The organism is Flavobacterium sp. (assembly GCF_004295795.1).
Lineage (GTDB): Bacteria > Bacteroidota > Bacteroidia > Flavobacteriales > Flavobacteriaceae > Flavobacterium.
The window spans coordinates 1-26108 of sequence record NZ_SEBR01000002.1 but is presented as its reverse complement, the minus strand read 5'-3'; the positions used below and the strand labels follow the sequence as shown (position 1 = coordinate 26108).

General features: G+C 47.1%; 22 protein-coding genes. 12 read left to right on the top strand and 10 right to left on the bottom strand.

The window, feature by feature from the left end; all coding sequences use genetic code 11:
• Window positions 1-108: 108 nt before the first annotated feature.
• The 3 genes from EOO49_RS01265 to EOO49_RS01255 all read left to right on the top strand — a co-directional run bounded on the left by EOO49_RS01265 (window position 109) and on the right by EOO49_RS01255 (window position 4571).
• Window positions 109-384 carry a co-chaperone GroES gene (locus EOO49_RS01265; RefSeq protein WP_290842070.1) on the top strand — a complete coding sequence of 92 codons (276 nt, stop codon included), beginning with the start codon at window positions 109-111 and terminating at the stop codon, window positions 382-384.
• Window positions 385-455: 71 nt separating this feature from the next.
• Complete coding sequence (gene groL / locus EOO49_RS01260) at window positions 456-2087, top strand: chaperonin GroEL (RefSeq protein WP_290842069.1); 1632 nt, start codon at window positions 456-458, stop codon at window positions 2085-2087.
• Between the two features lie 117 nt (window positions 2088-2204).
• The gene (locus tag EOO49_RS01255; protein WP_290842068.1) at window positions 2205-4571 is read left to right on the top strand and encodes a hypothetical protein; all 2367 of its coding nucleotides are present in this window, start codon (window positions 2205-2207) and stop codon (window positions 4569-4571) included.
• Between the two features lie 20 nt (window positions 4572-4591).
• On the opposite strand, the gene EOO49_RS01250 is transcribed toward EOO49_RS01255, so the two are convergent.
• The 6 genes from EOO49_RS01250 to xrtF all read right to left on the bottom strand — a co-directional run bounded on the left by EOO49_RS01250 (window position 4592) and on the right by xrtF (window position 9205).
• Window positions 4592-5284 carry a VTT domain-containing protein gene (locus tag EOO49_RS01250; RefSeq protein ID WP_290842067.1) on the bottom strand — a complete coding sequence of 231 codons (693 nt, stop codon included), beginning with the start codon at window positions 5282-5284 and terminating at the stop codon, window positions 4592-4594.
• A 99-nt stretch (window positions 5285-5383) separates the two neighbouring features.
• Window positions 5384-5734 (bottom strand): heavy-metal-associated domain-containing protein, encoded by a 351-nt coding sequence (locus EOO49_RS01245; protein WP_290842066.1) that lies wholly within the window; start codon window positions 5732-5734, stop codon window positions 5384-5386.
• A gap of 13 nt (window positions 5735-5747) precedes the next feature.
• The gene (locus EOO49_RS01240) at window positions 5748-7745 is read right to left on the bottom strand and encodes a TonB-dependent receptor plug domain-containing protein (protein WP_290842065.1); all 1998 of its coding nucleotides are present in this window, start codon (window positions 7743-7745) and stop codon (window positions 5748-5750) included.
• Between the two features lie 49 nt (window positions 7746-7794).
• Window positions 7795-8184, bottom strand: a complete 390-nt coding sequence (locus EOO49_RS01235; protein WP_290842064.1) for a hypothetical protein — start codon at window positions 8182-8184, stop codon at window positions 7795-7797.
• A gap of 45 nt (window positions 8185-8229) precedes the next feature.
• On the bottom strand, window positions 8230-8676 hold the full coding sequence (locus tag EOO49_RS01230; protein WP_290842063.1) for an exosortase F system-associated protein: 447 nt from the start codon (window positions 8674-8676) through the stop codon (window positions 8230-8232).
• Complete coding sequence (xrtF, locus tag EOO49_RS01225; protein WP_290842062.1) at window positions 8657-9205, bottom strand: exosortase family protein XrtF; 549 nt, start codon at window positions 9203-9205, stop codon at window positions 8657-8659. Before xrtF ends, EOO49_RS01230 begins: the two co-directional genes overlap by 20 nt.
• Window positions 9206-9275: 70 nt before the next feature.
• Between xrtF and EOO49_RS01220 the strand changes: the two genes are divergently transcribed.
• From EOO49_RS01220 to EOO49_RS01185, 8 genes are all read left to right on the top strand, one after another.
• Window positions 9276-9746 carry a GAF domain-containing protein gene (locus tag EOO49_RS01220; protein WP_290842061.1) on the top strand — a complete coding sequence of 157 codons (471 nt, stop codon included), beginning with the start codon at window positions 9276-9278 and terminating at the stop codon, window positions 9744-9746.
• A gap of 1152 nt (window positions 9747-10898) precedes the next feature.
• The gene (gene rpsO, locus EOO49_RS01215) at window positions 10899-11168 is read left to right on the top strand and encodes a 30S ribosomal protein S15 (protein ID WP_290842060.1); all 270 of its coding nucleotides are present in this window, start codon (window positions 10899-10901) and stop codon (window positions 11166-11168) included.
• A gap of 172 nt (window positions 11169-11340) precedes the next feature.
• A complete protein-coding gene (locus EOO49_RS01210) occupies window positions 11341-13674 on the top strand; it encodes a polyribonucleotide nucleotidyltransferase (protein ID WP_290842059.1) in 2334 nt (777 codons plus the stop codon).
• A 151-nt stretch (window positions 13675-13825) separates the two neighbouring features.
• A complete protein-coding gene (locus EOO49_RS01205) occupies window positions 13826-14515 on the top strand; it encodes a hypothetical protein (RefSeq protein ID WP_290842058.1) in 690 nt (229 codons plus the stop codon).
• Window positions 14516-14522: 7 nt separating this feature from the next.
• Window positions 14523-17255, top strand: coding sequence for a TonB-dependent receptor (locus EOO49_RS01200; protein ID WP_290842057.1), 2733 nt, complete (start codon window positions 14523-14525; stop codon window positions 17253-17255).
• A 2-nt stretch (window positions 17256-17257) separates the two neighbouring features.
• Entirely contained in the window at window positions 17258-18460 is a 1203-nt protein-coding gene (locus EOO49_RS01195; protein WP_290842056.1) for a DUF4249 family protein, read from the top strand.
• Between the two features lie 5 nt (window positions 18461-18465).
• The gene (locus EOO49_RS01190; RefSeq protein WP_290842055.1) at window positions 18466-19686 is read left to right on the top strand and encodes a DUF4249 domain-containing protein; all 1221 of its coding nucleotides are present in this window, start codon (window positions 18466-18468) and stop codon (window positions 19684-19686) included.
• Window positions 19687-19702: 16 nt separating this feature from the next.
• Window positions 19703-21343, top strand: coding sequence for a hypothetical protein (locus tag EOO49_RS01185; protein ID WP_290842054.1), 1641 nt, complete (start codon window positions 19703-19705; stop codon window positions 21341-21343).
• A gap of 10 nt (window positions 21344-21353) precedes the next feature.
• Here EOO49_RS01185 and EOO49_RS01180 read toward each other — a convergent pair whose 3' ends face one another.
• The 4 genes from EOO49_RS01180 to EOO49_RS01165 are packed head-to-tail and all read right to left on the bottom strand — an operon-like array spanning window position 21354 to window position 24610.
• Window positions 21354-22727 carry a phosphatidate cytidylyltransferase gene (locus tag EOO49_RS01180; RefSeq protein WP_290842053.1) on the bottom strand — a complete coding sequence of 458 codons (1374 nt, stop codon included), beginning with the start codon at window positions 22725-22727 and terminating at the stop codon, window positions 21354-21356.
• Complete coding sequence (locus EOO49_RS01175) at window positions 22714-23301, bottom strand: CDP-alcohol phosphatidyltransferase family protein (RefSeq protein WP_290842052.1); 588 nt, start codon at window positions 23299-23301, stop codon at window positions 22714-22716. The genes EOO49_RS01180 and EOO49_RS01175 overlap by 14 nt, the downstream gene beginning before the upstream one ends.
• Window positions 23298-24455, bottom strand: a complete 1158-nt coding sequence (locus EOO49_RS01170; protein WP_290842051.1) for a hydroxymethylglutaryl-CoA reductase — start codon at window positions 24453-24455, stop codon at window positions 23298-23300. Before EOO49_RS01170 ends, EOO49_RS01175 begins: the two co-directional genes overlap by 4 nt.
• 11 nt (window positions 24456-24466) lie before the next feature.
• Window positions 24467-24610 carry a hypothetical protein gene (locus EOO49_RS01165; RefSeq protein ID WP_290842050.1) on the bottom strand — a complete coding sequence of 48 codons (144 nt, stop codon included), beginning with the start codon at window positions 24608-24610 and terminating at the stop codon, window positions 24467-24469.
• 98 nt (window positions 24611-24708) lie between these two features.
• Between EOO49_RS01165 and EOO49_RS01160 the strand changes: the two genes are divergently transcribed.
• The gene (locus EOO49_RS01160) at window positions 24709-25662 is read left to right on the top strand and encodes a hypothetical protein (RefSeq protein WP_290842049.1); all 954 of its coding nucleotides are present in this window, start codon (window positions 24709-24711) and stop codon (window positions 25660-25662) included.
• The last annotated feature ends 446 nt before the right edge of the window (window positions 25663-26108 follow it).

The following is a 26108-nucleotide window of genomic DNA, read 5'->3' as shown; positions in this document are numbered from 1 at the left end:
CAGCCTGTCAACGCTGGCATTTTTTTTAGGAAAAAGTGTCAGTTTTAAACCGATGGCACATTTTTCGACCAACAGCAATCAAATTTTAATAATCTAAAAAAATAGAATATGGCTTTGAATATCCAACCTCTCGCAGACCGAGTACTCGTCGAGCCCGTTGCAGCCGAAACACAGACCGCATCGGGAATCTTCATTCCGGACACGGCTAAGGAAAAACCCCAAAAAGGAACGGTAGTCGCCGCAGGAAAAGGCACGAAAGACCACGAAATGACTGTAAAAGTCGGAGACACGGTTTTGTACGGCCGTTCTGCAGGAACCGAATTGAAATTCGAAGGCAAAGATTACCTGATCATGGCCGAATATGAGATTTTCGCTATCATCTAAGCATTAACAACATTCAACTAAATCGCAAGCCGACGGCATAGAGTCTGAAACTTGCAGCAAATAAACCAAAAATGGCAAAAGACATAAAATTCGATATCGAGGCACGCGACGGTTTGAAACGCGGCGTCGACGCATTGGCAAATGCAGTAAAAGTCACGCTTGGCCCGAAAGGTCGCAACGTGATCATCAGTAAATCTTTCGGTGCGCCGACTGTCACTAAAGACGGTGTTTCGGTAGCCAAAGAAATCGAGTTGAAAGACACTCTTGAAAATATGGGCGCCCAAATGGTGAAGGAAGTCGCTTCCAAAACCAACGATTTGGCCGGAGACGGAACGACCACAGCTACCGTTTTGGCACAAGCGATCGTAAAAGAAGGTCTCAAAAACGTTGCCGCCGGAGCAAATCCGATGGACTTGAAACGCGGAATCGACAAAGCTGTCGTGGCAATCGTAGCCGATTTGGCCAGCCAGTCAAAAGAAGTAGGAAGCGACAATGACAAGATCAAGCAAGTCGCTTCGATTTCTGCCAACAACGACGAAGTGATCGGAGAATTGATCGCTACGGCTTTCGGAAAAGTCGGAAAAGAAGGCGTCATCACAGTCGAGGAAGCAAAAGGAACTGACACTTACGTGGATGTTGTCGAAGGAATGCAATTCGACCGCGGTTACCTTTCGGCTTACTTCGTGACCAACACTGAGAAAATGGAAGCCGAACTCGAAAACCCTTACATTTTGTTGTATGACAAGAAAGTATCGGTCCTGAAAGAATTGCTTCCTGTTCTTGAGCCGGTTGCACAATCGGGAAAACCGCTTTTGATCATTGCCGAAGATGTTGACGGGGAAGCTTTGTCGACTTTGGTAGTGAACAAATTGCGTGGCGCACTCAAAATCGCTGCCGTGAAAGCGCCAGGTTTCGGTGATCGACGCAAAGCACTTCTGGAAGACATCGCGATCCTTACAGGTGGAACGGTAATTTCTGAAGAAAGAGGTTACACTTTGGAGAACGCCTCTTTGGAAATGCTTGGAACCGCAAAACGTGTCTCGATCGACAAAGACAACACGACAATCGTTTCTGGTGCAGGCGATGCTGATTTGATCAAGAATCGCGTTGCCCAGATCAAAGCCCAAATGGAAGTCACGACTTCTGATTACGACCGTGAAAAACTACAGGAGCGTTTGGCCAAATTGGCCGGAGGTGTTGCGGTTCTTTACGTTGGAGCGGCATCTGAAGTAGAAATGAAAGAGAAAAAAGACCGTGTGGACGATGCACTTCACGCAACCCGCGCGGCTGTAGAAGAAGGGATCGTTGCCGGCGGCGGTGTTGCTTTGTTGCGCGCCAAGTCTGTGTTGAAAGATTTGAAGGCCGACAATGCTGACGAAGCGACCGGAATCCAGATCGTATCACGCGCAGTCGAATCTCCGCTTAGAACCATCGTAGAAAACGCAGGACTTGAAGGTTCGGTAGTCGTTTCTAAAGTGGCAGAAGGCGAAGGCGATTTCGGATACAACGCCAAAACCGACGAATACGTAGACATGCTCGCGGCTGGAATCATCGATCCTAAGAAAGTGACGCGTGTCGCTCTTGAAAACGCGGCTTCGGTTGCGGGAATGATCCTGACCACAGAATGCGCTTTGGTAGACATCAAAGAAGAAAATGCCGGAGGCGGAATGCCAATGGGCGGCGGAATGCCGGGAATGATGTAATTTCCAACACACATATTTAAACAAAAGCTGCTCTTAACCGGGCGGCTTTTTTTATATATTCGCAAAATCCAAACGAGGCCAATCGCAGGCTTCGCACCAAACAAAACCAAACAACAGATGAACAAATTACTTTCGCTTTTATGCGTAGGGCTTTGCGGCCTTTCGCATGCACAACAATCGTCCTCACCACCGATCGCGTCCGAATCTGTCGCAATTTCCGAGTATTTCAAGGCCGACCGGGAAGGAATTCACCTGCACGCCAACAAAGCGGCCTATCTATCGGCAGAGAAAATCTGGTTCAAAGGCTATATCATCAAGAAACAAAGTCGGTTGCCATATCCCGAGACGATGAACGTTTACGTGAATTTGCTCGATCCGTCAGGCCGGAAAGTCACAAACGCTTTACTGTATTCCGAAAACTCGCTTTTCAACGGTTACCTCGAGCTTCCGAAATCGCTCACGGCTGGCGTTTACTATCTTCAGGTCTACACGAACTACATGAACAATTTTTCCGAGGACGAATCGAGCCTGTACCCAATCACCGTTATCAACAAAGATTCGCCTGATTTCTTTGATCCGAATGCGATTGATTATTCCTCTTTGGACATTTCGTTCTTTCCGGAAAGTGGTGTTTTCCTGGCAGATGCGGCAAATACCGTAGCCTTTCGGGTATCGGATTGCAACGGAAACGGAATTCCGTCGGTCGAAACCAAGATCAAAGACGCAAAAGGAACGGTGATCGCTTCTCCAACGACCGACGCTTCCGGTTATTCGCGTTTCGATATTTCCGAAACCAATATGGCGCCTTATTCCCTGTCGGCTACGATCAAGGGCAAGGAGTATCAGAAACAGCTTCCGACGCCATCTGTAACCGGAATCACTTTCTCGATCAACAATTACGTCTTTACCGACAAAGCTGCGGTCACGATAAAGACCAACAAAGCCACTTTGGATCAGCTAAAAGGGAAAAACTACAACTTCGTGATCCAGGATTTTGGAGCCAGCACGCTCGCGACTTTCACCCTCGACGGAACACAGACCAAGCAAACACTCTCGATTCCATCGGCGAATTTCTCTGACGGACTCAACACGGTTTACCTGGTCGACTCGAACAAAAAGAAAATCGGCGAACGCGTGGTCTATCACGCTTACCGACCGCAAGTCGCGCCAACCGAATTGACGATCTCCCAAAAGCGCGGCGATTCGATTGTAGTAAAAGGCCGCTCCGGATTGAAGCTCGCGAGTTTGAGCGTCTCTGTCGTTCCGTCGGCATCGGTAAACAATTCCAACGACATTTACGGCAAACTGGAGCTTTCCGGACTTCGCAATACCGAAAAGATTTCAGGCCGTACCTATTTTGACGGCTTCAACCGCAAGAAACATTACGAGCTTGACAACATGCTGATGACGCAAAGTCAAAAGTACGATTGGGCGAAGATCACGGCATCGGCACCGATTCTGAAATACGACTTCGACAAAGGACTGACGATCAAAGGCGCGCTGAACAACAAATCTGTCGATCGCGCGAACGCGAAAGTAAACCTGAATTCAACGGCTATGGGATTGAACGAATTTTCCGTCCTGAACGAAAAAAATGAATTCGCATTCGACCGCATCATGGTCGAGGATTCGGCAATGGTGTTTTTCTCGCTGTTCAACAAGAAAAACGAACGCACAGAAATCCAGGTCGTGCCACAAGTAAGCGGCAACAACAGAAGTTTTGTCAAGCCGTTCGAACCTGTAGCAAAGACCTGCGTCCTGAAACCCGTAGCGTTGAAGTTCAACTATCCGGAATCAGGGAAAGGCGTGAAACTCGATTCGGTTGTGGTGAACGCTCCGAAAAAACCGAAACTCGACGACAAGAACCGCCTTTCGTTCAACAACAGTATGGCGAGAGGTTACAAAATTGAAGCAAATGACGTCAACCTCTATTCAAACGTCGTCGACTTTATTCAGAATCACGGCTACAATGTCTCTCAGCAAGCCGGACGCGTCATGATCACAAGAACGTTCTCGACCTCATTCCAAGGAAGCAATACGCCTCAGATTTTCGTTGACAACATGCTTCAGGACGATCACAGCCAACTCACGATGTACCGAATGGATATGGTGGACGAAATCTATATCAACAAAAGCGGCTACGGTGGCGGACTTGGAGGCGGAACCGCAGGAATCATCCGCATCTACCTAAAAAAGACTTTGGCAGGCAGAATGACCAAAACCATGACCAAAGGCCTGACGATCAAAAGCGGTTTCCAAAAAAGCATGGAGTACAAAAACCCCGACTATGCCGATTATCAAAGTGACGGATTCCAGACTTTAGGCGCGCTGCACTGGATTCCGGAAACGGCCACAGATGAAAACGGGAATTTCAGGTTCGCTTTCCCGAATTTCTTCCAGGATTCGGTCAAGATCGTGATTGAAGGAATCGCCTCAGACGGAACAGTGATTTCCGAAGTGCGGACGCTTCAAGTGAAACAGTAAACAAGAAAAATCAGAATCGATTACAACCCCGGCGCTTCCGGGGTTTTTGTTTTTTTGCTGAATTTGAGCAAAACGGGAACGATCGTAATGACGACCAAAATGATCACGATCCACTCGATGTAGTGTTTCAGGTCGATTCCGAACTCGGCCAGCAAAAAGCCGTAAAGGTAATGTCCGGCGAAGATCAGGCTGAAAGACCAAAGGAACGAGCTCAGAATGTTGTAGAACATAAAACGCTTCTTGTCCATCAATACGATTCCGGCCACGATTGGTGCAAACGTTCTGAAAATAGGAAGAAAACGCGCGAAGATAATGGCGCGTCCGCCGTGTTTTTCAAAAAATTCCTTCGATTGGATCAGGTATTTTTTCTTGAAAATCCAGCTGTCTTGTTTGTTGTACAGATAGTAGCCGCTCTTGGCGCCAAACCAATATCCGACCATATTCCCAAGAATTCCCGCCAAAGCGACGAATGTAGCCAACAAGACCACGTTCAAAAATGCGCTTTCGATGAACATGAAATTCTCGATAAGTTCGCGGTTGTAAATTCCGGAAAGAAACAACAAACTGTCGCCCGGCAGAAAGAAACCCGCAAATAGCCCGGTTTCGGCAAACACGATAAAAAGTACGATCAGGATACCGACCTTGACTCCATTGATGTCAAAGTGAATGTAAAACAATGGATCAATCAGGTCTTTCCAGTTAAAATCGCTCATTATCAGCTTGTTTGTAAGGTGTGTGAAAAAGGTGCGTGAAAGTAAGCAAATAATGCCGTTTCGGCAATTTCACGCACCTATTTAAGGTTTTGTTAACGGTTACTTCGAGTCCTTTCGGTCATACTTGCAACAGCTGTGAAGATTGTCGTAATCGGTCTTTTCTGCCTTGACATTTTTGGTGTCGTGACCCACTTTCGCGATCGCTTTTTCCACTTGGTCTACAGACGTTTTTTCTTCATTGAGAATCAGATTCAACTGATGCGAATCCACATCCCAAACGGCTGACTTGACTCCCGAAACAGAAAGCGCAGCTTTTTCGATGCGTTTCTTGCAACTCTCGCAATTCCCGTCGACCTCGACCGAATATTTGGCGTTCTTGTTTTTCTTGTCTTGTGCATTCGCACCAATTGCGGTCAAGCCGACCAACAGCATAAATAGGAACTTTTTCATGATTCTAAAGTAGTTATTTGATTTTGAAACGGAAACCGGCGTAATACATCTGACCAAAAACCGGCGCATACAAAACCGATGCGTCGAAATTCGGGCCAAACGGATCGTCGGCTCCCAAAATTGGATTTTTTTGTCTGTAATTTGCCATGTTCTCACCTCCCACATAAACCTCGAAGGCGGACGAAAACGTTCGGGTGATTTGCGCATTCAGCACCGAAAAAGCCGGAGAATAATCAGGAAGCGCGCCCGAAGCCGTAGCTGGCAAACGTTGCGTGCCCGTCCAATTCCACGTCGCGTCGAATTTCCAGCGCTGGCCTTTTTCCTTGATGTGCGTGGCGAATTCGGCATTGGCGAAAAAGCGGTGACGAGGCGTGAGCGGACGCTCGAAACTTCCCGTGGCATAATCTGTCCTGGAATCGTAATATTTGTAGGCCGTGCGCAAATTGAGATGTTTGTAGGGCTCGTAGTTGAAGTCGACCTGAACGCTGTTTACATATGATTTCCCTTTCAGATCATAGAAATCGGCCAAATTCCCGGCGGAGTAAAAATCGGCTACGGCTTGATTCTGGAAATCTGTTCGGTACAAATCGAATCCGGCGTCGGCAGGTTGTCCGAAAATGTGGAATTTCTGATTGAAACTCACACCGTAGTTCCAGGCAATTTCCGGTTTGAGGCCGTAAAATCCACTGTCGTTGTCCAAATACCATCCGAAGCTGCGCGAACTGGCGAAAATCTGTTGGTTTTCGGCAAAAATATTCGCGAGCCTTTTCCCTCTTCCGGCGGACGCCCTGATCACGGCATCTTTCCATGGATTGTATCTTGCGTGAAGCCTCGGGGTCAAAAAAGTTCCCAATCGGTTTGAGTTGTCGGCTCTTATGCCTGCTATCAGACTGAAATTGTCGGCATTGTCATAAGTGTATTCGAAAAAAGCCCCAAGCGCGTTGTCGATTCTCGAAAAATCGATGCTCCACAGTTTCTCGTCATACTTGTCGTATGTAAAATTGAGTCCCGTCGAGAATTTGTGCATCGTATTGTCGATGATCGAATTGAAGATCAGATTCGAATAATAGCTCGTTTGGGCAATATCGTACTCCACCAAACCGAAGTAAGAATCTTGCTCGTGACGGTTGATCGCATTTTGGAAACCGATGCTTTGGAAAGGCATTTCGGGCCAGACATATCCGATTTTGGTCGCCAGGTCGTATCGCCTCGTGTTGATTTCCGAACCCCAATGATTCGTCGTGAGTTTGTCCAGACTCGGAATGAAATCGACTTCTCCCGACTGTTTGGCATCGTCCATAAAACGCAGGTTGATAAAACTCACCCAGCCTTTTTCAGGGTTGGAATATTGCCAGCGGTTCATCATGTTGATTTGATGTCCGAGCGGATTGTCGAGAAAGCCGTCGTTGTTCATGTCGTTTTTGGTCAGGCGCGAATTGCCGTGAATGAACAGACTACTCGCCCATTTGTCTGACAACTTGCGATTGAGGTGCGCATTGAGCTCGAAACGCGAATCGGTCGACCCGTAGAAATTGAGGAAGAACGGAATGTCGTTCATCGGTTTGAGAAGTTCGGTGTTGATTTGCCCCGAAATCGATTCGAAACCATTGACAACCGAACCTGCACCTTTCGTGATCTGGATGCTTTCGACCCAAGTTCCCGGCGTAAAAGTAAGTCCGTAGGCTTGGGACGCGCCGCGAACCGACGGGATATTTTCCTCGGTAATCATCAAATACGGACTTGTCAGCCCGAGCATCTTGACCTGTTTGGCGCCGGTTAGCGCATCGGAGAAATTGACATCTATCGATGGATTCGTCTCGAAACTCTCGGCCAGGTTGCAACACGCGGCCTTGAGCAGTTCTTTGCTCGTCATGACTTGGGTATTTGCCGTGACGGTAAGTGATTTTTTGATGCTTCGTGTGTTCGATTGTACGCTGATCGTCTGCAAAGTATCTTGTGCAAATCCGACCAACGCCGTAAACGACAGCAAAGCCGTTAGGTATAAACGCATAAATCTGAATTAATGTTAGAAATGGATAAATCCGGGATCGAACAAAAAATCAGGCGTAGAAAATAAGTTGGCTGTAGAGTTTGAAAAGCGGAGGCGCGTTGGCTTCGCAATAATAGGAAGCGGCTGGCTTTTCGAGGAAAGAAGCGGTTTTTTGGATTGGGATTTCAAGCGCTTCGGACGGCACGAAAGGCGCTTCGAAAGCGAATGAAAATGTCTTGACGACCGTTTCGTGTTCTTTGTCGGATTTTACGATCTTGGTCTTGCAGCAACCCATTGGTTTGGATTTCTGCTTGCCGCAACAGCCTTTCTCCGACGTGAGGAAAATCGGCTTGACCGACGCAATCTCATCACCGCAATAATGCACGCTGAACGCCAATCCCAAGTTGGAAGCCAACATGAGGAAAGCGAGCAAAATACCAAGCGGTTTTTTGATTCCCATGTCGCAAAAGTAAGCAAAACAACCTTTTGCCTTCTTAAAGAAACCTTATTTTTTGGTCATCCGCCTTTGATAATAGAACGCCGGAACGAACAAAAGCAGGAAAAGCGGCTGGATCAAAAACCTTCTCGTGTAGAAAATCAGGAAATTGTTCTGGCTTTGGAAGTGCAGCAGCGCGAAAAATGCCAAGATAAGAATCAGGAAGAAAACCAGGTAGAGGATTGCCGTGAATTTTATCAGATTCCCGTCAGAGAACAACACATAAATGATTCCGATGGAAATAATGGCGTTCAGGAAATAGCGCGCCGACAATCCGAAAAGCAATTCACTGGAATCGTAAGCCGGCAAAGGCCCGACGAGGTAATCGTTTCGGAAATATTCGAGAAACGGATCGTAGAAAAGATCGTCCTCAAACCCGCGGATCGTCAGCAGAAGCAAAACCAGAACCGCCACGGTCGCGACTTTTTGGATGACGTCAATCTTTTTTTGTTCCATGTACAGAAAATTTATTGACCCAAATTACCCAAAGCGAAAAGACGATTCCATAAATCACCGCGGGAAAAACCACGCCGTGCAAAAAGTGTTCGTACTGCGGATATTTGACCAACGCCATGGCCAAAAGCCCGATTCTGGCGACATTCAGGAAGTGAATCAGAACGCTTCCGCCGATTATGAACAAGATCGTGTTTTTGAAATTGCCTTTGAAAGCGACTACAAACGACACGAATAAGATTATGACACTGAGCGCGTTGCAGCCTTCGACGACTCGCGCCACGTAACGTCCGTTAAGCGTCAACATTATCGAGGGTTGCAACGGATGCGATTCGGCCAACGTCTCGTAACCGAAAACTTGCGTGAACCACTTGGTTTGGCGCGAAACGAATCTCGTGAAATCGTCCACTTCGAAAGCCGCGATGTTGAACTGGTTCAGATAGATTTGGTAAATCAGCGTCAAGCCCGCGTAAACAGCGAAGAACTTGAAGAGAAACATAAAAAACGGCTGATATTGCTTGAAGATTTCCAAACCTTTTTTTTAACAAATTTATATAATTCAAGTGGTGTCGAAGGTTTAATTTTGTAGAAAAATCCGCACCATGACATTTGAAGAATTGCGCCAGAAGGCAATTGACATCCTCAAAAACGACAACGGCCTGAGAGACGATAAATTGCTCAAGATTTGCCATCTTTTGAGGGATAACATCGATTATTACGATTGGGTCGGATTTTACTTTCACAACGGCGACAAACCTGAATTGCTTCTCGGACCTTATGCCGGCGAACCTACAGACCACACCGTCATTCCTTTCGGAAAAGGCATTTGCGGACAAGTCGCGGTCTCGAACGAGAATTTTGTCGTACCCGACGTGATGGCGCAGGACAACTATATCGCGTGTTCGATGACCGTGAAGTCGGAAGTTGTCGTGCCTTTGTTCGTGAACGGCAAAAACATTGGCCAGATCGATATCGACTCTGAGGTTTTGGATGCTTTCACTGATTTGGACGAAAGGTTTCTCGAAGACCTGAACGCCTTGATCTCGAAGTTTTTGTTCTCGGACAAGAAGTGAGGTTTTGGCTTTTGATAATTTGGCGCCCGGATTTTCCGGGCGTTTTTTTTTGCTGGTTTGTTTTTGGTTGGTCGTTCCGACCCTCCCGTGGTAAATTTACGCCTTTGGGACAAGGGTCGTTTACAGAAAATCTGTAGAAAAAGTTAAAGGTAGGTTTGTAAAATTGATTTGCGAAGATTGGATTTTTGGTTTCGAATCAATTCTGTTGTTGTAGGCTTTTCCGATTGGGGAATTTTGGCGTTTGGGCTTTTTGGGATTGGAAAAGTCTTGCAATCTGGCTTTTTTCGTGAAACGGACGTTCCGACCCTCCCCGTCGTAAATTTATGCTTTGGGCAGCTAACCCGGTTACAGAAAATCTGTAGAAAAAGTTAAAGGTAGGTTTGTAAAATCGGTTTTGGAGATTGGATTTTTGGTTTCGAATCAAATCTGTTGTTGTTGGATTTTCCGATTGGGGAATTTTGGCGTTTGGGCTTTTTGGGATTGGAAAAGTCTTGCAATCTGGCTTTTTTCGGGAAACGGTCGTTCCGACCCTCCCATCGTAAATTTATGACTTTGGGACGAGGATCGTTTACAGAAAATCTATAAAAAAAGTTAAACCTAGGTGCGCAAAACCACCCAAAAAAAACACCACCTTCATTTAACGATTTCTACAGATTTTCTGTAAGCGACGAATTGTCCTACGCCGTAAATTCGCCATGGGCGGGTCGGAACGACCTGTGAAAACAAAACCACATTTCTGACAAAAAAACCAACTACCAACCATTCCCCTAGCCCGGATGGCCGCGGCTAGCCTTTTGAAAAACAACTGCCGGTTTTGCGCGGCTGCGGCAGCGACCAAAGAAGCTCGCCGCAACCGCTGGCAAAACCGCGGTTGTTTTCAAAAGCTAATAGCGGACAGCCGGAAACAGCTTCAAAAAAAGCATCCCCTACTCACTACTCACTACTCACTACTCACTACTCACTACTCACTACTCACTACTCACTACTCACTACTCACTACTCACTACTCACTACTCACTACTCACTACTCACTACTCACTACTCATTATTAATTATTCATTTTTCATTACCAATTATTCATTAAAAAGCTTACTTTTGCACCCGTATCCGAGAAACGGCTACATACATAAAAATCATTTAAACAATATTGGAATGTATCTAACGAAAGAAGTTAAGGCGGACATTTTCGCAAAACACGGCGGAACTGCTGAAAACACTGGAAAATCTGAAAGCCAGATCGCGCTTTTCACTTTCCGAATCAATCACTTGACAGAGCACTTGAAAAAGAATCGTCACGATTTCAACACAGAGCGCTCGCTTGTAAAGCTGGTAGGTAAAAGAAGAAGTCTTCTCGATTACTTGAAGAAGACAGAGATCAACCGCTACCGCGAGATCATCAAAGAATTGAATATTCGTAAATAATCAATCGAAAAGAGGTGCCCGCGCGCCTCTTTTTGTTTTTTATGGGATTTGTAATTCAAGTCCCGAGGTTGCAAGAAAAAAGTTCTGGTTTTTCATTGGGTTTTAGACAACTACACACGCACACAACAACACAACTACTAAACCCATTGTTTAATCAACGAAATTTGGATTTATGATTCCACAAGTATTTACAGAGGTTATCGATTTGGGAGATGGACGAAGCATCTCGATCGAAACCGGGAAACTAGCCAAGCAAGCTGACGGTTCAGTCGTCATCAGAATGGGTGACACCATGTTGCTTGGAACGGTAGTTTCCGCAAGAAAAGCTAGTCCTGGGGTTGACTTTTTGCCCCTGACAGTAGATTACCGCGAGAAATTCGCGTCTGCCGGACGTTTTCCAGGCGGATTTTTCAAACGTGAGGCACGTCCTTCTGACAAGGAAGTTTTGACGATGCGTCTCGTGGACCGCGTTTTGCGTCCGCTTTTCCCGGATGATTACCACGCCGAAACGCAGGTAATGATCCAATTGATGTCACACGACGAAGAAGTGATGCCGGATGCACTTGCAGGCCTTGCCGCTTCTACCGCTTTGGCGCTTTCTGACATTCCTTTCGAGACTTTGATTTCGGAAGTTCGCGTCGGACGCATCAACGGAGAATTCGTGATCAACCCAAGTCCTACGCAATTGGCCGAGTCTGACATCGACATGATGATTGGAGCTTCGGAGGATTCTGTAGCGATGGTAGAAGGTGAAATGAAGGAAATTTCCGAAGCCGAAATGGTTCAGGCAATCAAATTCGCACACGATGCCATCAAAGTTCAGATCGCTGCACAAAAGCGTCTTCAGGCTGCTTTCGGCAAGAAAGAAATCAGGTCTTACGACGAAGAAGCGACTAACGAAGAAGTAGAAGCGAAAGTTCGTTCATTGGCTTACGACAAGTGTTACGCAATTGCTCAGGAAGGAACTGGCAAAGCGGAACGCGGTGAGAAGTTTGCCGAAGTGAAAGACGAAGTGAAAGCTGGTTTTTCAGAAGAAGAGCAACTTGAGTTTGGAGATCTTATCTCGAAATACTTCAAATCGACACAAAAAGAAGCTGTCCGCAACGTGATCCTCGATTTGGGATTGCGCCTTGACGGAAGAAAGACAGACGAGATTCGCCCAATCTGGTGCGAGGTCGACTATCTTCCATCCGTACACGGATCGGCATTGTTCACACGCGGAGAAACTCAGGCATTGGCGACAGTGACTTTGGGAACTTCACGCGAGGCGAACATCATCGACGCACCAAGCGAGCAAGGAGAAGAAAGGTTCTACCTGCACTACAATTTCCCACCATTCTCGACAGGTGAAGCCAAGCCATTGCGCGGAACTTCACGTCGCGAGGTAGGTCACGGAAACTTGGCACAACGCGCGTTGAAAAACATGATTCCTGACGAAAACCCATACACGATCCGTATCGTTTCTGAGGTTTTGGAGTCAAACGGATCGTCTTCGATGGCGACGGTTTGCGCCGGAACTTTGGCTTTGATGGATGCGGGCGTCCAAATGACTAAACCGGTTTCCGGAATCGCCATGGGATTGATTTCTGATGACAAAACGGGCCGTTGGGCTGTACTTTCGGACATTCTTGGAGACGAAGATCACCTTGGTGATATGGACTTCAAAGTGACCGGAACCGCTGACGGGATCACCGCTTGCCAAATGGACATCAAGATCGAAGGACTGAACTATGAGATCATGGAAAAAGCGCTTGACCAAGCACGTGCAGGCCGTCTTCACATCCTAGGAAAACTAATCGAAACACAAGCTGCTCCACGTGAGAACGTGAAACCGAAAGCACCGAAAATCATCATGACTACGATTCCCGGAGCATTTATTGGAGCACTTATCGGACCTGGAGGAAAAGTTATCCAGGAACTTCAAAAGCTTACCAAGACCACGATCGTCATCAACGAAGTCAACGAAGAAGGTGTTGTCGAAATCCTCGGTACAGACCAGGAAGGAATCGACACTGTACTTCGCAAGATCGACTCGCTTACGTTCAAGCCGGTCATTGGTGATTCTTACAAAGTGAAAGTCGTCAAGATTATGGACTTCGGAGCCGTGGTTGAATACCAAGACGCTCCAGGAAACGAAATCTTGCTCCACGTATCGGAACTTGCATGGGAAAGAACTGAAAACGTAACCGACCTTGTGAACATGGGCGATGAGTTTGAAGTGAAATACATGGGAATCGATCCCAAGACACGCAAGGAACGCGTTTCCAAAAAGGCACTTACGCCTCGTCCTCCAAGAGATGAGAACGCTCCACGTCCTGAAAGACGCGACGGCGACCGTCCAAGAGGCGATAGAAACGACAGAAATGATCGCGGATCACGCTACGGTGGCGACAGAAATCGCGGAGATCGCAACGATCGCCCGAGAGAAAATCGCGAACCGAGAGAAAATCGTGAATCGGACAGCAATCAAAGCGAACCGAGCAACGACGCGCCTCAAGGCGAATAATTAAGTCACCAAATAGTGACATTCAATCCTGACGGGGCTTCCGTCAGGATTTTTTTTTGCCGGTAACTCAAAGTTCGGCTAAAATTATTCCTACATTTAGCGAACAACAATCAACAAATCGAACATGACTGCCCTGCGAAAATCCTTATTTTTGGCATGCGGATTAATTGCGCTATCGACCGTTTCGCATGCGCAGTCCGAAACCGAAATCTACAATTCCTATGACGCGGCGGGCGGATTGGAAAACCTGAATCTCAACGGTCGCGCCTATCCGAATCCTTACAAAATCCGAAAAGGGAACGACCAATTCTATAAAACCGACCAATATCTCGTCGGAAGCGTCGTCTACAGCAACCAACCTTACTACAATGTCGACTTGAGATACGACATCTATCACGACATTCTGATCTACCGACCGAAGAACATCAGCAACAACATAGGCACGATCCTCGAAAAGGAATTCGTATCGGGTTTTACGCTTGACGGACGCGATTTCGTCAACCTCAGCAGTCTCGAAAAAAAGCCGGATTTCGTCACTGGCTACTACGAGAAATGTGCCGTTGGACAAGGCTTCACGCTCTATGCAAAACACCACAAATTCATTCGACAGCGCAACAATGACAACGTAATCGTAGACGAATTCAACGAAGATCCCGGGTTTCTGATCGAGAAAGACGGCGTTTTCACCAAAACCGACAGCCGAGGCGATTTCGCCAAATTGTTTCCCGATCAAAAAGAGCGCATCAAGGACTTTTACCAATCCCAAAAAGACCTTTCCAAAAAAGACCCGATCTCGTTCATGACCAAACTTTTCCGCCACATCACAAACGCCAAAAACTGAAGCCGAAATGAGAAAACTTTTATTGCTTTTGCTTTTGGCGCTTCCGATGTGCATTTTCGCCCAACAAAAAATAAGCGTGTCGTTTTCGGATGTTCCGGTTTCGGATGCCATCCGTCAGATAGAAACCGCATCGGGATACAAATTCTTTTATGACGAAGCCTGGTTTGCTCAAACCGAACCTGTGTCGGCGAGCTTTACGAATACTGATTTAAATACAGTTCTCGAACAAGTTTTCTCGCAGACGAACCTTAACTTTTTCGTCGACGGAAATCGGGTAATCCTGACGCGTAATTCGGCGATCTACAACGAACTTCCCCAAAATTTTTTCGGAGACAAACCCAACGCCAAAACGTCGGACGAACCTAAACCTGTTTTCTTCCAGGAAGGGAAAACCGAAGAAAAAGACGCGATCGCACTCGTAGGAAAGGAAAACAGCACCACCGAAAAAACCTCCATCGTTACCGGATATGTTCGCGATGCGGTGACCGGCCAACCTGTTCCGGGCGTATTGCTTTCGGTAAAAGGTTTGACGATCGACGCAGTTACCGACGACAGAGGATTTTATGCTTTGAAAGTGCCGTCGGGCGCACATACGGTCGAGATCAGGTCGATCAATTACACACAGGCTTCCAAAAAAATCATGGCTTACAGCAACGGCCGACTCGATTTTGCCGTTTCCGAGAACCCGAATATGCTCAAGGAAGTCGTGGTTTACTCCAAAGACAATTCGAATTTCAGGACAGCAGTTACCGGCGTGACCAAAATCGACGTCGAAAAGATCAAGAACATTCCGTTGGTTTTGGGCGAACGCGACATTTTCCGCGTGGCCACGACACTTCCGGGAATAAAGACCGCGGGCGAAGGATCGGCCGGATTCAATGTTCGAGGCGGAAAAGAAGACCAGAACCTGATTTTGCTCGACGACGCGGTTTTGTACAATCCTTCTCACTTTCTCGGATTTTTCTCGGCTGTAAACCCTTTCACCACGGGCGATGTGACAATCTACAAAGGCAGCATTCCCGCAGAATTCGGCGGACGCCTTTCATCGGTGTTTGACGTTTCAACCAAAAAACCGGACACGCTCAAAGTCTCGGGAGAAGGAAATATCGGACCTGTAACTTCGAACCTGATGCTCAACATTCCCATCGTAAAAGGAAAAAGCGGACTGATAATCGGCGGACGCGCCACATATTCCGGATGGATCCTGCGCTCGTTAAAGAACTCCGATCTTCAAAACAGCCAGGCTTCGTTCTATGACGCTAACCTCAAATATGTGCACAAGATCGGGCAAGACGACGACATCGAACTCATGGGTTATTACAGCCACGACGATTTCAGCATCACTTCGGATTCCCTTTACAAATACGACAACCTTCTGGCCTCGTTCAAGTGGAACCACCGTTTCAACGCCAAAAACCGCGGAACGCTTTCCATTACAAACAGCCAGTATAAATTCAATATCGAGTATGACGCCCGCAATTCGTCTTCGTTCGATTTGGGCTATACGATAAACGAAACCCAGGCAGCGTTCAAATTCAGGTCGCAGTTTTGGGACAAGCACAAACTGAGCTACGGAATCAGCAGCAAACTCTACAAGATCGATCCGGGTTACATGGATCCGTTGGGCGCCAATTCGCTCGTCATTCCAATTGACATCCAAAAAGAAAAAGCACTTGAATCGGCAGTTTATTTGAGCGATGATTATGAACTTACAGACAAATTGCTAATCAGCGCAGGATTGCGTTATTCGTACTTTCTTGCGCTCGGAGCTTCAACCCAACGCACTTACCAACCGGGCTTGCCGCTGAACGACGGAACGGTTACGGGAGAAAATGTTTACGCAAACAACGAAGTCATCAAGCAATATGGCGGTTTCGAGCCGCGAGTTTCGGCGCGTTACATCATCGCCGACGATTTTTCGGTCAAGGCCGGATTCGACCAGACTTACCAATACATTCACATGATGTCGAGCAACACGACGCAATCGCCCACCGCGACCTGGAAGTTGTCCGATCTCAATATCGAACCTCAGGTCGCGCGCCAGTTTTCGCTTGGTTTTTACAAGAATCTCAAGGACGACATGTATGAAGTGAGCCTCGAAGGCTATTTCAAGAAATCGAAAAACATCCTCGATTACAAGGTCGCTGCCCAACTTTTGATGAACGAGCACATCGAGACCGAATTGCTTCAGGGCGAAGGAAAAAGCTACGGAGTCGAGTTGCTGATCAAGAAAAATCTCGGAAAACTCAATGGCTGGATCGGTTACACGTATTCGCGCAGTTTCCTGAAACTCGACTCTAAATTCGCCGACGAACGCGTGAACAACGGCGATTATTTCCAGTCGAACTTTGACAAACCTCACGATTTCAGCGCCGTTTTGAATTACAAGTTCACCAGACGCTACAGTTTTTCGGCCAACTTTATTTACCAGACCGGCCGACCGATCACTTATCCGATTGGATCGTACATGTACAACGGCATCGAGTACACTTTGTACAGCGACCGCAACCAGTTCCGGATTCCGGACTATTTCCGCCTTGACATCGGAATAAACGTCGAAGGAAACCACAAGATCAAAAAGCTCGCTCACAGTTTCTGGAACTTCTCGATTTACAACGTCTTGGGCCGAAACAATCCTTATTCGGTGTTTTTCGTATCCGAAAACGGACAGGTCAAAGCTTATAAAACGTCGATTTTCTCGATTCCCGTGCCCACATTTACCTACAATTTCAAATTCTAGTCATGAAGATTTTTCTCAGACTTACTGCCGCTTTTTCGCTTTTGTGCCTTTTCGGATGCACCGATCCTTACGTTTTGCAAACCCGCAACTTCGAAAGTGCGCTCATTATCGAAGCTTCGATCACGAACGAGCTCAAACAGCACGCCGTCAAGATTTCGCGCGCCTATCGCCTCGAAGAATCCGGTCCGACTTTTGAAACCGGCGCCAGTGTATACGTTCAGGACGACTTGGGCAATGTGATCGATTTCGAGCAACAGGACACGATGTATGTGTCCGAAAATGCTTTTCTGCCTGATGCCGCGCGCACTTACAGCCTACATATTTCTACGTCTGACGGAAATTCCTATTCTTCCACAGCCGAAAAACTTACGACGGTCACTCCTATCGGAAACCTTTCGCGAGAAATCGTCTCGATGGGCGGCGTAAATGGCGTGCAGATTCGCGCAAACACTTTCGATCCGACAGGAAATTCGAAATACTACAGATACGAATACGAAGAAGCCGGACGCTTCGCCACGCCAAACTACTTCGAAACCGAGGTTGTAGTTGGTCCGGATGACAGCGACGAAGACAATTTTGAGGAAATACTCCTTCAACCGAGAACGGAACAAGCACATGTTTGTTACCGTCAGGGCAAATCGAAAAGCGTGGTTCTAACTACGACGACCGGTTTGGGCGAAGACAGAGTTGTGGAATTTCCGGTGCGCACGATTGCCGACACAAGTTACATCGTCAACGACCGTTACTCGATCAAGGTGCGTCAATATGTGCAAAGCCTGGCTTCCTACACTTTTTACAAGACGTTGAGCGAACTTTCGTCGATCGGGAATATTCTGTCGCAGACGCAGCCCGGATTTTTCTACGGAAATGTCAGGAATGACGACAATTCTGAGGAAAAAGTGATCGGTTTCTTCGAGGTTTCTTCGGTTTCAGAAGCCGTGATGGCGTTCGATTACAACGAGGTTTTTCCCAACAATCTGCCCATTCCGTGGCCGTATGAATGCTCGAACCGCACCTTGAATCCTGAAAACTGGAGTTATCCGCGACCTTTGGGAGACGCTCACGTCATCATCGATCTGACGCAGGCAGGCACGATGGATCTCTCCGGATTCGATGCCAACGGCTGGTTTATCATGACGAGCGACCAATGCGTCGATTGCCGCGTTACGGGATCGAACGTGCCGCCGCCTTACTGGCAAAACTGAACACTATGAAAAAAAGGACATCCACATCGACTTTCGTTTTCCAAAGACTTTTGGGAACATTGCTGTTGCTTTCCATAATTGGATGTACCGAACCTTATGCGTTGCAGACCCGAAATTTCGAGAGCGCACTCGTCATCGAAGCCTCGATCAGCAATGAGTTGAAACAACATTCTATCAAGATTTCGCGTACTTATCGGCTTGGAGAATCAGGCCCGACATTCGAAAACGGCGCCAACGTGTATGTTCAGGACGATCTCGGAAACACGTTCGATTTTGAGCAACAAGACACGCTTTACGTCTCCGAAAACGCTTTTGCACCAAATCCCGAACGCGCTTACACCTTGCACATCGTGACTTCTGACGGAACTTCGTATTCGTCCACTCCCGAAAAACAGACCACGCCAACGCCAATCGAAAGTTTGACGGCAGTCGCATCGAATCTCGGCGAATTGCCCGCAATCCAGATTCGCATCAATACAAGCGATCCCACCGGCAATTCGCGCTATTACCGTTACGAATACGAAGAAGCCGGACGTTTCAAAGTGCCGCATTGGCGAAACAAATATCTCGCGGTTTACCCTGACAACGACGACGATGATACGTTTCCGGAACTTTTGCTCATGGACAGGACGGAAGAAGCCGAAACCTGCTACAAGAAAGGTCGCTCAAAAAGCATCATTCTTGTTTCGACGGTCGGTTTGGCCGAAGACAGGATTATCGATTATCCGATAAGGACAATTGCCGACACCGCCTATCTGATAAATGAAAGATACGGCATCAAAGTAAGGCAATACGTGCAGAATCTTGCGTCGTACACGTTCTACAAAACCATGAGCGAACTTTCGTCAACCGGAAATTTGCTTTCCCAATTACAACCCGGTTTTTTCTACGGAAACATCCGCAGCGACGGAAATCCCAATGAAAAAGTGATTGGTTTTTTCGAGGTTTCGGCTGTCGATGAAAAAGTCGTCATGTTCAATTACGGCAACTTTTTCCCCGGACAGCTTCCGCCTGCGTTTCCATCCGAATGTAAGTTCGACACTTATATCCAGGACGTGCTCGAACCCGGACAATTTTTGGGCTTGCAACTCATAGAACGCGTTCAGGAAAACGCCGTAAACTATTACGAGACCGACACTCAGGGAAATTACGTCGTAGTGACTTCCAAGTGCGGCGATTGCCGTCTCAGTGGTTCAAACATAACGCCGCCCTGGTGGCAAAATTGATAAAAAATTCAACTATATGAGCGCAATCAAACTGCTGTCGCTTTCAGTACTTTTCGCGTCTTTCACGGTTTTTGCCCAGCAAAATCAGGCGAAGTCATTCTCGCTTTCCGAAAAGATAAAAGTCCAACCCAATGCCACGGCTTTCGTGAGCGGCGAAACCCTATATTACAAGATGTATTGCCTCGACTCACGCAATCAGGCCAGCCAACTCAGCAAAATGGGCTATGTCGCTTTGGTCGGACGCGACAAAAAACCAGTTTTCATCCAAAAACTGTTTCTCGAAAACGGCTCGGCTGCGGGCGATTTTTTTGTTCCGACGTCTATCGCGTCCGGCAATTACAAACTTGTCGGTTACACGAATTGGAGAATCGGAAAGCCCGAAACTTTGTTCTCGACAGATATCGTGATCGTGAATCCGTTTTCATCGGAATCCGACAAAGTCGAAAACGGCGCATTTACGTTAAAAGCACGATCGGCTTCGGGTGCGATTTCCACTTCAAAGACAAAATTTGCCACACGCGAAAAGATCGAAATTTTGACCAAATTGCAACAAAAAGGCAATTATTCGCTCACGGTTCGAAAAGTCGATTCGCTTTCGCTTTTAGCCGATTTTCCTTCCGGATTCAACACGGCCAATTATATCACGAACAAAACAAGTGCGTTGCCTGAACTTCGGGGCGAGACCGTTTCGGGCAAAATCGTCGACAAGTCCGGAAATTCCGCGGCTGACCAAATCGTGAGTTTGGCGTTTCCGGGAAAAAACTTCGCATCCAAAATCGCGAAAACCGACAAATCTGGAAATTTCAGGTTTACGATCGAAAATCCATATTTCAACAAAGAATCGCTGCTTCAGGTCGCGGGCGAAAACCGACAGGATTTCACCATAAAACTCGACGATGTCAAAACTCCTGATTTCTCGTCTTTGGATTTTCCCGCTTACACGGTTTCGGCGTGGGCGAAAAAATCGGTTGAAGCGCGCTCGGTTTCGAACCAAATCGAGAATGCTTACTACAAACACCATCGCGACAGCGTTCTCGCGTTTCCGGATTACGATGTTTTCTACGCCAAAAGCGGCACTGTCTACAAACTTGACAATTACACACGCTTTCCGACGCTGACCGAAACATTGACCGAAGTGCTCGAGGAATCGTACTACGAAAAAAAGGGAGACAACTACGCGATCGTCTTGCGCGAACACATAATAGGTTACGACTCGACCGGAGAATCCGGCGTTTTTGTCGATGGAATCTGGCTAAGCAACCTCAATGAGATTTTTGAATATCCAACAAAGAACATCGATCGCATTACGACGATTCCTGGCTATTACTACGTTGGCCCAATGGGTTTCAACGGATTGGTCAGCATCCAGACCAAAGACGGGAATTACGATCTCAAAGCCAAAGGAACACACATTTTGCGCGATGCAATCTCGAGACCGGCGGCTCCAAAACGCCACTTCCTTGCCGATTATTCGTCGGCTTCATCGAGTCGCATTCCCGACTATCGCTACCAATTGGCTTGGATTCCGAAGTTGGCAAGCGAGGCTTCGATCTCGTTTTTTGCTTCTGACGTAAAAGGCACGTTCGAGGCGATTCTTGAGGGCATTTCAGAAGACGGAACCGCGGTTTACGAAGTCGCGACTTTCGAAGTCAACTGATTTTTGTCCGTCAAAGCGGAAAATCGGAAAGCTGCACAAACACAATGATCGCGCACGGAATCGTCAAGTTGTCGTAACCGTTTCTGCTGATGGCTTCGATTATCGTGGCCACGGCAGACAACATCAGACAGTGGAAAAGTAGTCCGAAAGTGAAACCGATGTTCGAGAAATACAGCGACAGCACCAAAATCGCGAAACAGCTCAAAAAGAAAACCAACGATCCCAGAAGCGTTTTCGATTGCGCTCCGACTTTGTATTTCCCGAGTGGCCATTTTCTTCCGCACAACGCTGCCAAAGGATCGCAAATCGCCAAAATCACGATCGGCAAATAGAAGATCGCGTACGAATCGCGTTGGATAAAAAGGCAAAAGCAAACGAAAATGGCGATAGGAAAGACAAGACTTCCTTGTGATTTTCTGTCGATTGCGTTTACCGACGGTAAAAGACCGAAAGATTTACTTGCGACCAACAACCCCATAAATCCGAGGCAAAGCACCAAAACCGACAGCCAATTTTCGAGAAAAAACGGAAAAGTCAAACAAGCCAGACCCGAACTTATGTGGACGAATTTTCGGGTAATCTCAGCCTTGATCGCAAAACTTCTGTATCCGATTTCGGCCAAAGTGAAAATCGTGAGAAACAGCAAAACGTACCCAACACAATTCCAGATTCCGAAATCAAATTGCGACAGCGTCTGTAGCGACAAACCCGCGAATGCCGCGAAAATCAAACTGTCGAAACGATCCAAAACGCCTCCGTGTCCCGGAATCAGTCGGCTGAAATCCTTGACGCCGTTTTGTCTTTTGTAGTACGAGGCGAGGAAATCTCCGGCGATCGAAAAAATCCCGATCAAAATCCCGTAAAGCAACGCCTCGGACAACTCCATTTTGAGGAAATTGCCGACTAGCAAAGCCGAAACCGAAAGCGCCAAAAATCCGCCGGCCATTCCTTCCAAGGTTTTTCCGGGACTAATTTTTGGGAACAATTTCGTGCGTCCGAACAATTGTCCGAAAAGCTGTGAAAATCCGTCGAAAACGATTACCGAAATGAACAGGAATTGCTGCATTTCGACAGCTTCGGAATCAAAAAACCAAAGATATCCGACAGCAAAAATCCCGAACAAAAGCAGTCCGATTGCTCTTGACCTTATCGATTTGCCGACCTTCCAGATTTCGTAAAATCCGACGGCCGAAACCAAGAGTGCGAATCCCAAATACCAACTTTTGGAGATCAGCAATAGCTGCAAAAAAACGAGTCCGAAGTAGGCTGCGAATTTTGTCCAATGCTTTTTCATTTCGGATAAATCGCGGGTATTTCGGCACACTTTGAAAGTCGCCAAACCTCCGATCGCGAACAAGACCAACAACAAACTATACAATTCCATGGCGCTGTTCTTTGATGATGTGGAAGAAACTTTTCGCGTTCGAAACCGGCTTTTTCAACGTCAGAACAACCAAAAAAACCTCGAATTCCGCCACACAACTTGCCGCGACCATGAAGTAGAAATAGACGTTCCAATTTCCGAAAACGAAAAACGTGAAGATGAAAATGCCTTGGATGTAACCCAGGATTTTGCTCGTGTAAAGGTGGAAACTCGTGGTGCGCCGGAATTTGACAAGAGACGAAAGTTGCCCCAAACCGTAAAATCCGAAAATCAGGCAAAAGGCGATGGCGTGTTCGCGTACAAAGTCTTCTTCGAAAACCCAGAATCCGGCGATCGACAGCAAAAATGTTCCCATGTCAGCCAACGAATCGAGTCTTGCGCCAAGTTCCGTGCACAAATTAAACGCTCTCGCGATCAGTCCGTCGAGAATGTCCGTCACTAAATTCACGCAGATCAAAGTGGCGAAAAGGTTTCTGTTTTCGTTGGCCAAACTCCAGATTATGACCGGAATCATCACGATTCGATAAGCCGACAAAGCGTTCGGAACCGTAAAAACGTTCTCTTTCGTTTTCATGATTTGTGGTTTTGAGGATTCGTTTTGCGTCCGAGTTTTTGGTGAGCCGATGCGAAATGTCCGGCCGACAAAGCCGCGGCGATCGACAATTCTCCGGCCAGGATCACCGCCCCGATTATCTCGGCGAACTTCACAGCTTTTCCTTCTCCGAAACACTCCATGATCTCGAGCGCTTCTTTTTGCGTCGGCAAACCGGTTCCGCCTCCGACCGTTCCCACGATCAATCCCGGCAAAGTGACGCTTGCGTAGAGCGAACCGTTGGGCAAGGCTTCCATTCTCGTGATTCCTACCGATGCTTCCGAAACGCACGCCACGTCTTGCCCGGTTGCAATGAACAAAGCCGCCAATCCGTTTGCATAATGGCCTTGCGCGCCTATCGATCCGCTTTGTACGACGCCCAAAGTCGATGACAGCCAATAGTCGGCCATCGCTTTCGCGGAAGATTTGAGCGTGTTTTCGACAATTGATTTCGGAAGCACGATTTCCGAGACGACTTTCTTGCCGCGAACGTGCGAAAACGACAGCGAAGTCGCCTTTTTATCACCCGAATAGTTGCCTTCGATAAACCATAATTTCGGCTTGACCGGCGCATTTTCCATTATGAATTCGCAGATGTGTTGCGTGCAGAAAGTCACCATGTTCTGTCCCGAAGCGTCGCCCGTAAAATACTCGAAGGTCAGCGTGAGATGATTGCCCTCGATGTTGGTCCGCATCTCGATAAGTCGCGCAAACCGACTGACTTTGGACGTGATTTCGCGGAAAGTTTCCAGTTCGAGATTGACCCAATCGAGGAAAGTCAAAAGTTCGTTCAGGTTCGAGAATTTGAGCACCGGACTTCTTTGCACGCCTTGACCGACGCAGATCGAGGTCGCGCCACCGGCTTCGTGGCAAGCTTTCGCGCCTCTGTTGTAACTCGCCACGAGCGCGCCTTCGGTTGTGGAAAGCGGCACGGTGAATTCGCCTTTTGCCTGCGATCCGTTTACTTTTACAGGTCCGATCAAACCTGTCGGAATCATCGCCATGCCAATGAAATTCTCTATGTTTCCGACAAGGAGCTCCGGATTTTCAAAATGTTTTTCCCCAAATAAATAAGGGGAATTCGGAATCGATTCGCGATTGCTTGCCGCGCTGTTGGTCTTGGTTGCTGTTTTCATATTGTTTTTGGTTACGGTTTATAGTATCTCACGACAAATCGGACGACGTTGTAAAGCAATTCCCGCAACACGAAGCCTTTTGGCGTGTCTGGTTCGGCTCTTCTGACAGCTCTTTTGTAAGCCAGCCAGTAACATTTCGCGAAAAAAAGTTTCATCTTACTCCGATTGTCTACACCAAACTTATCGCGATAAAAGCAACCAGACTTGTGCAATTCGTGTTTTAAAAAATGTAGATTTGTGAAAATCGCAAATTATGTCGCAACAAGAGGTGTTGCTTTCGATTCTTCGGAAGAAAATAAAATCAGGGTCGTTGATCGACGCGGTCGCGGTCGCACTTGGAATCAGCTATGACGCCGCGCACCGACGCGTTTCGTCCAAAAGCAAATTCTCGATAGACGAAGCCGTTGTTTTGTGCCGACATTACAAAATCTCGATTGACGCAATCCTGACCGGCTCAAGCAGTTTGGTCGTGGAAAAAACGCGTGAGATCGAATCAAGCGACGACATGACGCAATATTTTGGGCAATCGGCGGCTTATCTGGACAAATACGAAAGTGACGAAAACATCTCGATTTTTTATGCGGCCAAAGACATTCCGTTGTTTTACATGATCGGTGGAACGCTGCTCTCGAAGTTCAAGCTTTATGTTTGGATGGAATTGCTCACCGGACTCGAAAAGCCGTTCGAGAGTTTCGTGATGCCAGAAAACCTGCAGACGCACATCACGCGAATCCGGATGGCGTACGAAAGAGCCGAAGTGCACGAAATCTGGAACGACACGACCATAAATTCAACGCTGCAACAGATTTTCTACTTCTTCGAATCGGGATTGCTGAGCAAACAGAATGCCGTGGCGCTTTACGAAGACATGCGCCAATTGTTGCGGAAAGTCGAGAGCAAGTGCGAGGAAACCGGCGGCAACTTCAAATTGTACTTCAACGAATTGCTGATTTTGAACAACAATGTGATTGTTTCGTCTGTCGAGCGAAAGACGATGTTTATTCCTTATACCGCTTTGGGTTATTTCATTACCGAGGATGAGACTACTTGCCAGAAGGCTTTCGATTATTTTTTGCGTCAGATCAAGACTTCGAAGTCTTTGAATTTGTCGGGGACTCGGGATCGGAAGATTTTTTTTAATAAGGCTAGTCGGAAGGTGGATTTTTATATTTCGAGATTAGAGAATCCCGAGGAGCTTTTGGTTTAGTGAAATTCTATTTTTTACGTTAGAAGCTTCTTGCTTGCGCCAGTTCGTCCTTTAGAAGCTTCTTCCGGCTTTCTGGCATTAGCTTTCTTTAAAAAATCGGTTTTTCTAGAGCTTAAAACGAGCTTCCTGCGGTCGCTGTTTCAAGCTAAGAAAAGCTCACTTTTTTCTGCAAAAGGCTAATTTGCCCAAATCCGGGCTAGGATTGTCGTAACACGAATTTTCGTTTTTGAATCAAGTTTTTTGTTTACGGAAACTATCTCGCTCTCGAAACCCTATTAAAACAGCTGCGCTGTTTTTGCTTTTTTTTTCGGCGGCTGCGCCACCGTCGGCTTTGAATTTCTTTCGTCGCCTGCGCGGCGGGCGGTTCTTTTGTCTGGCAACAAAAGAACCAAAAATGCCTTGCGGCTACACCGTTTTGGCGACCTGACAGCCTTGCAAATTCCGCA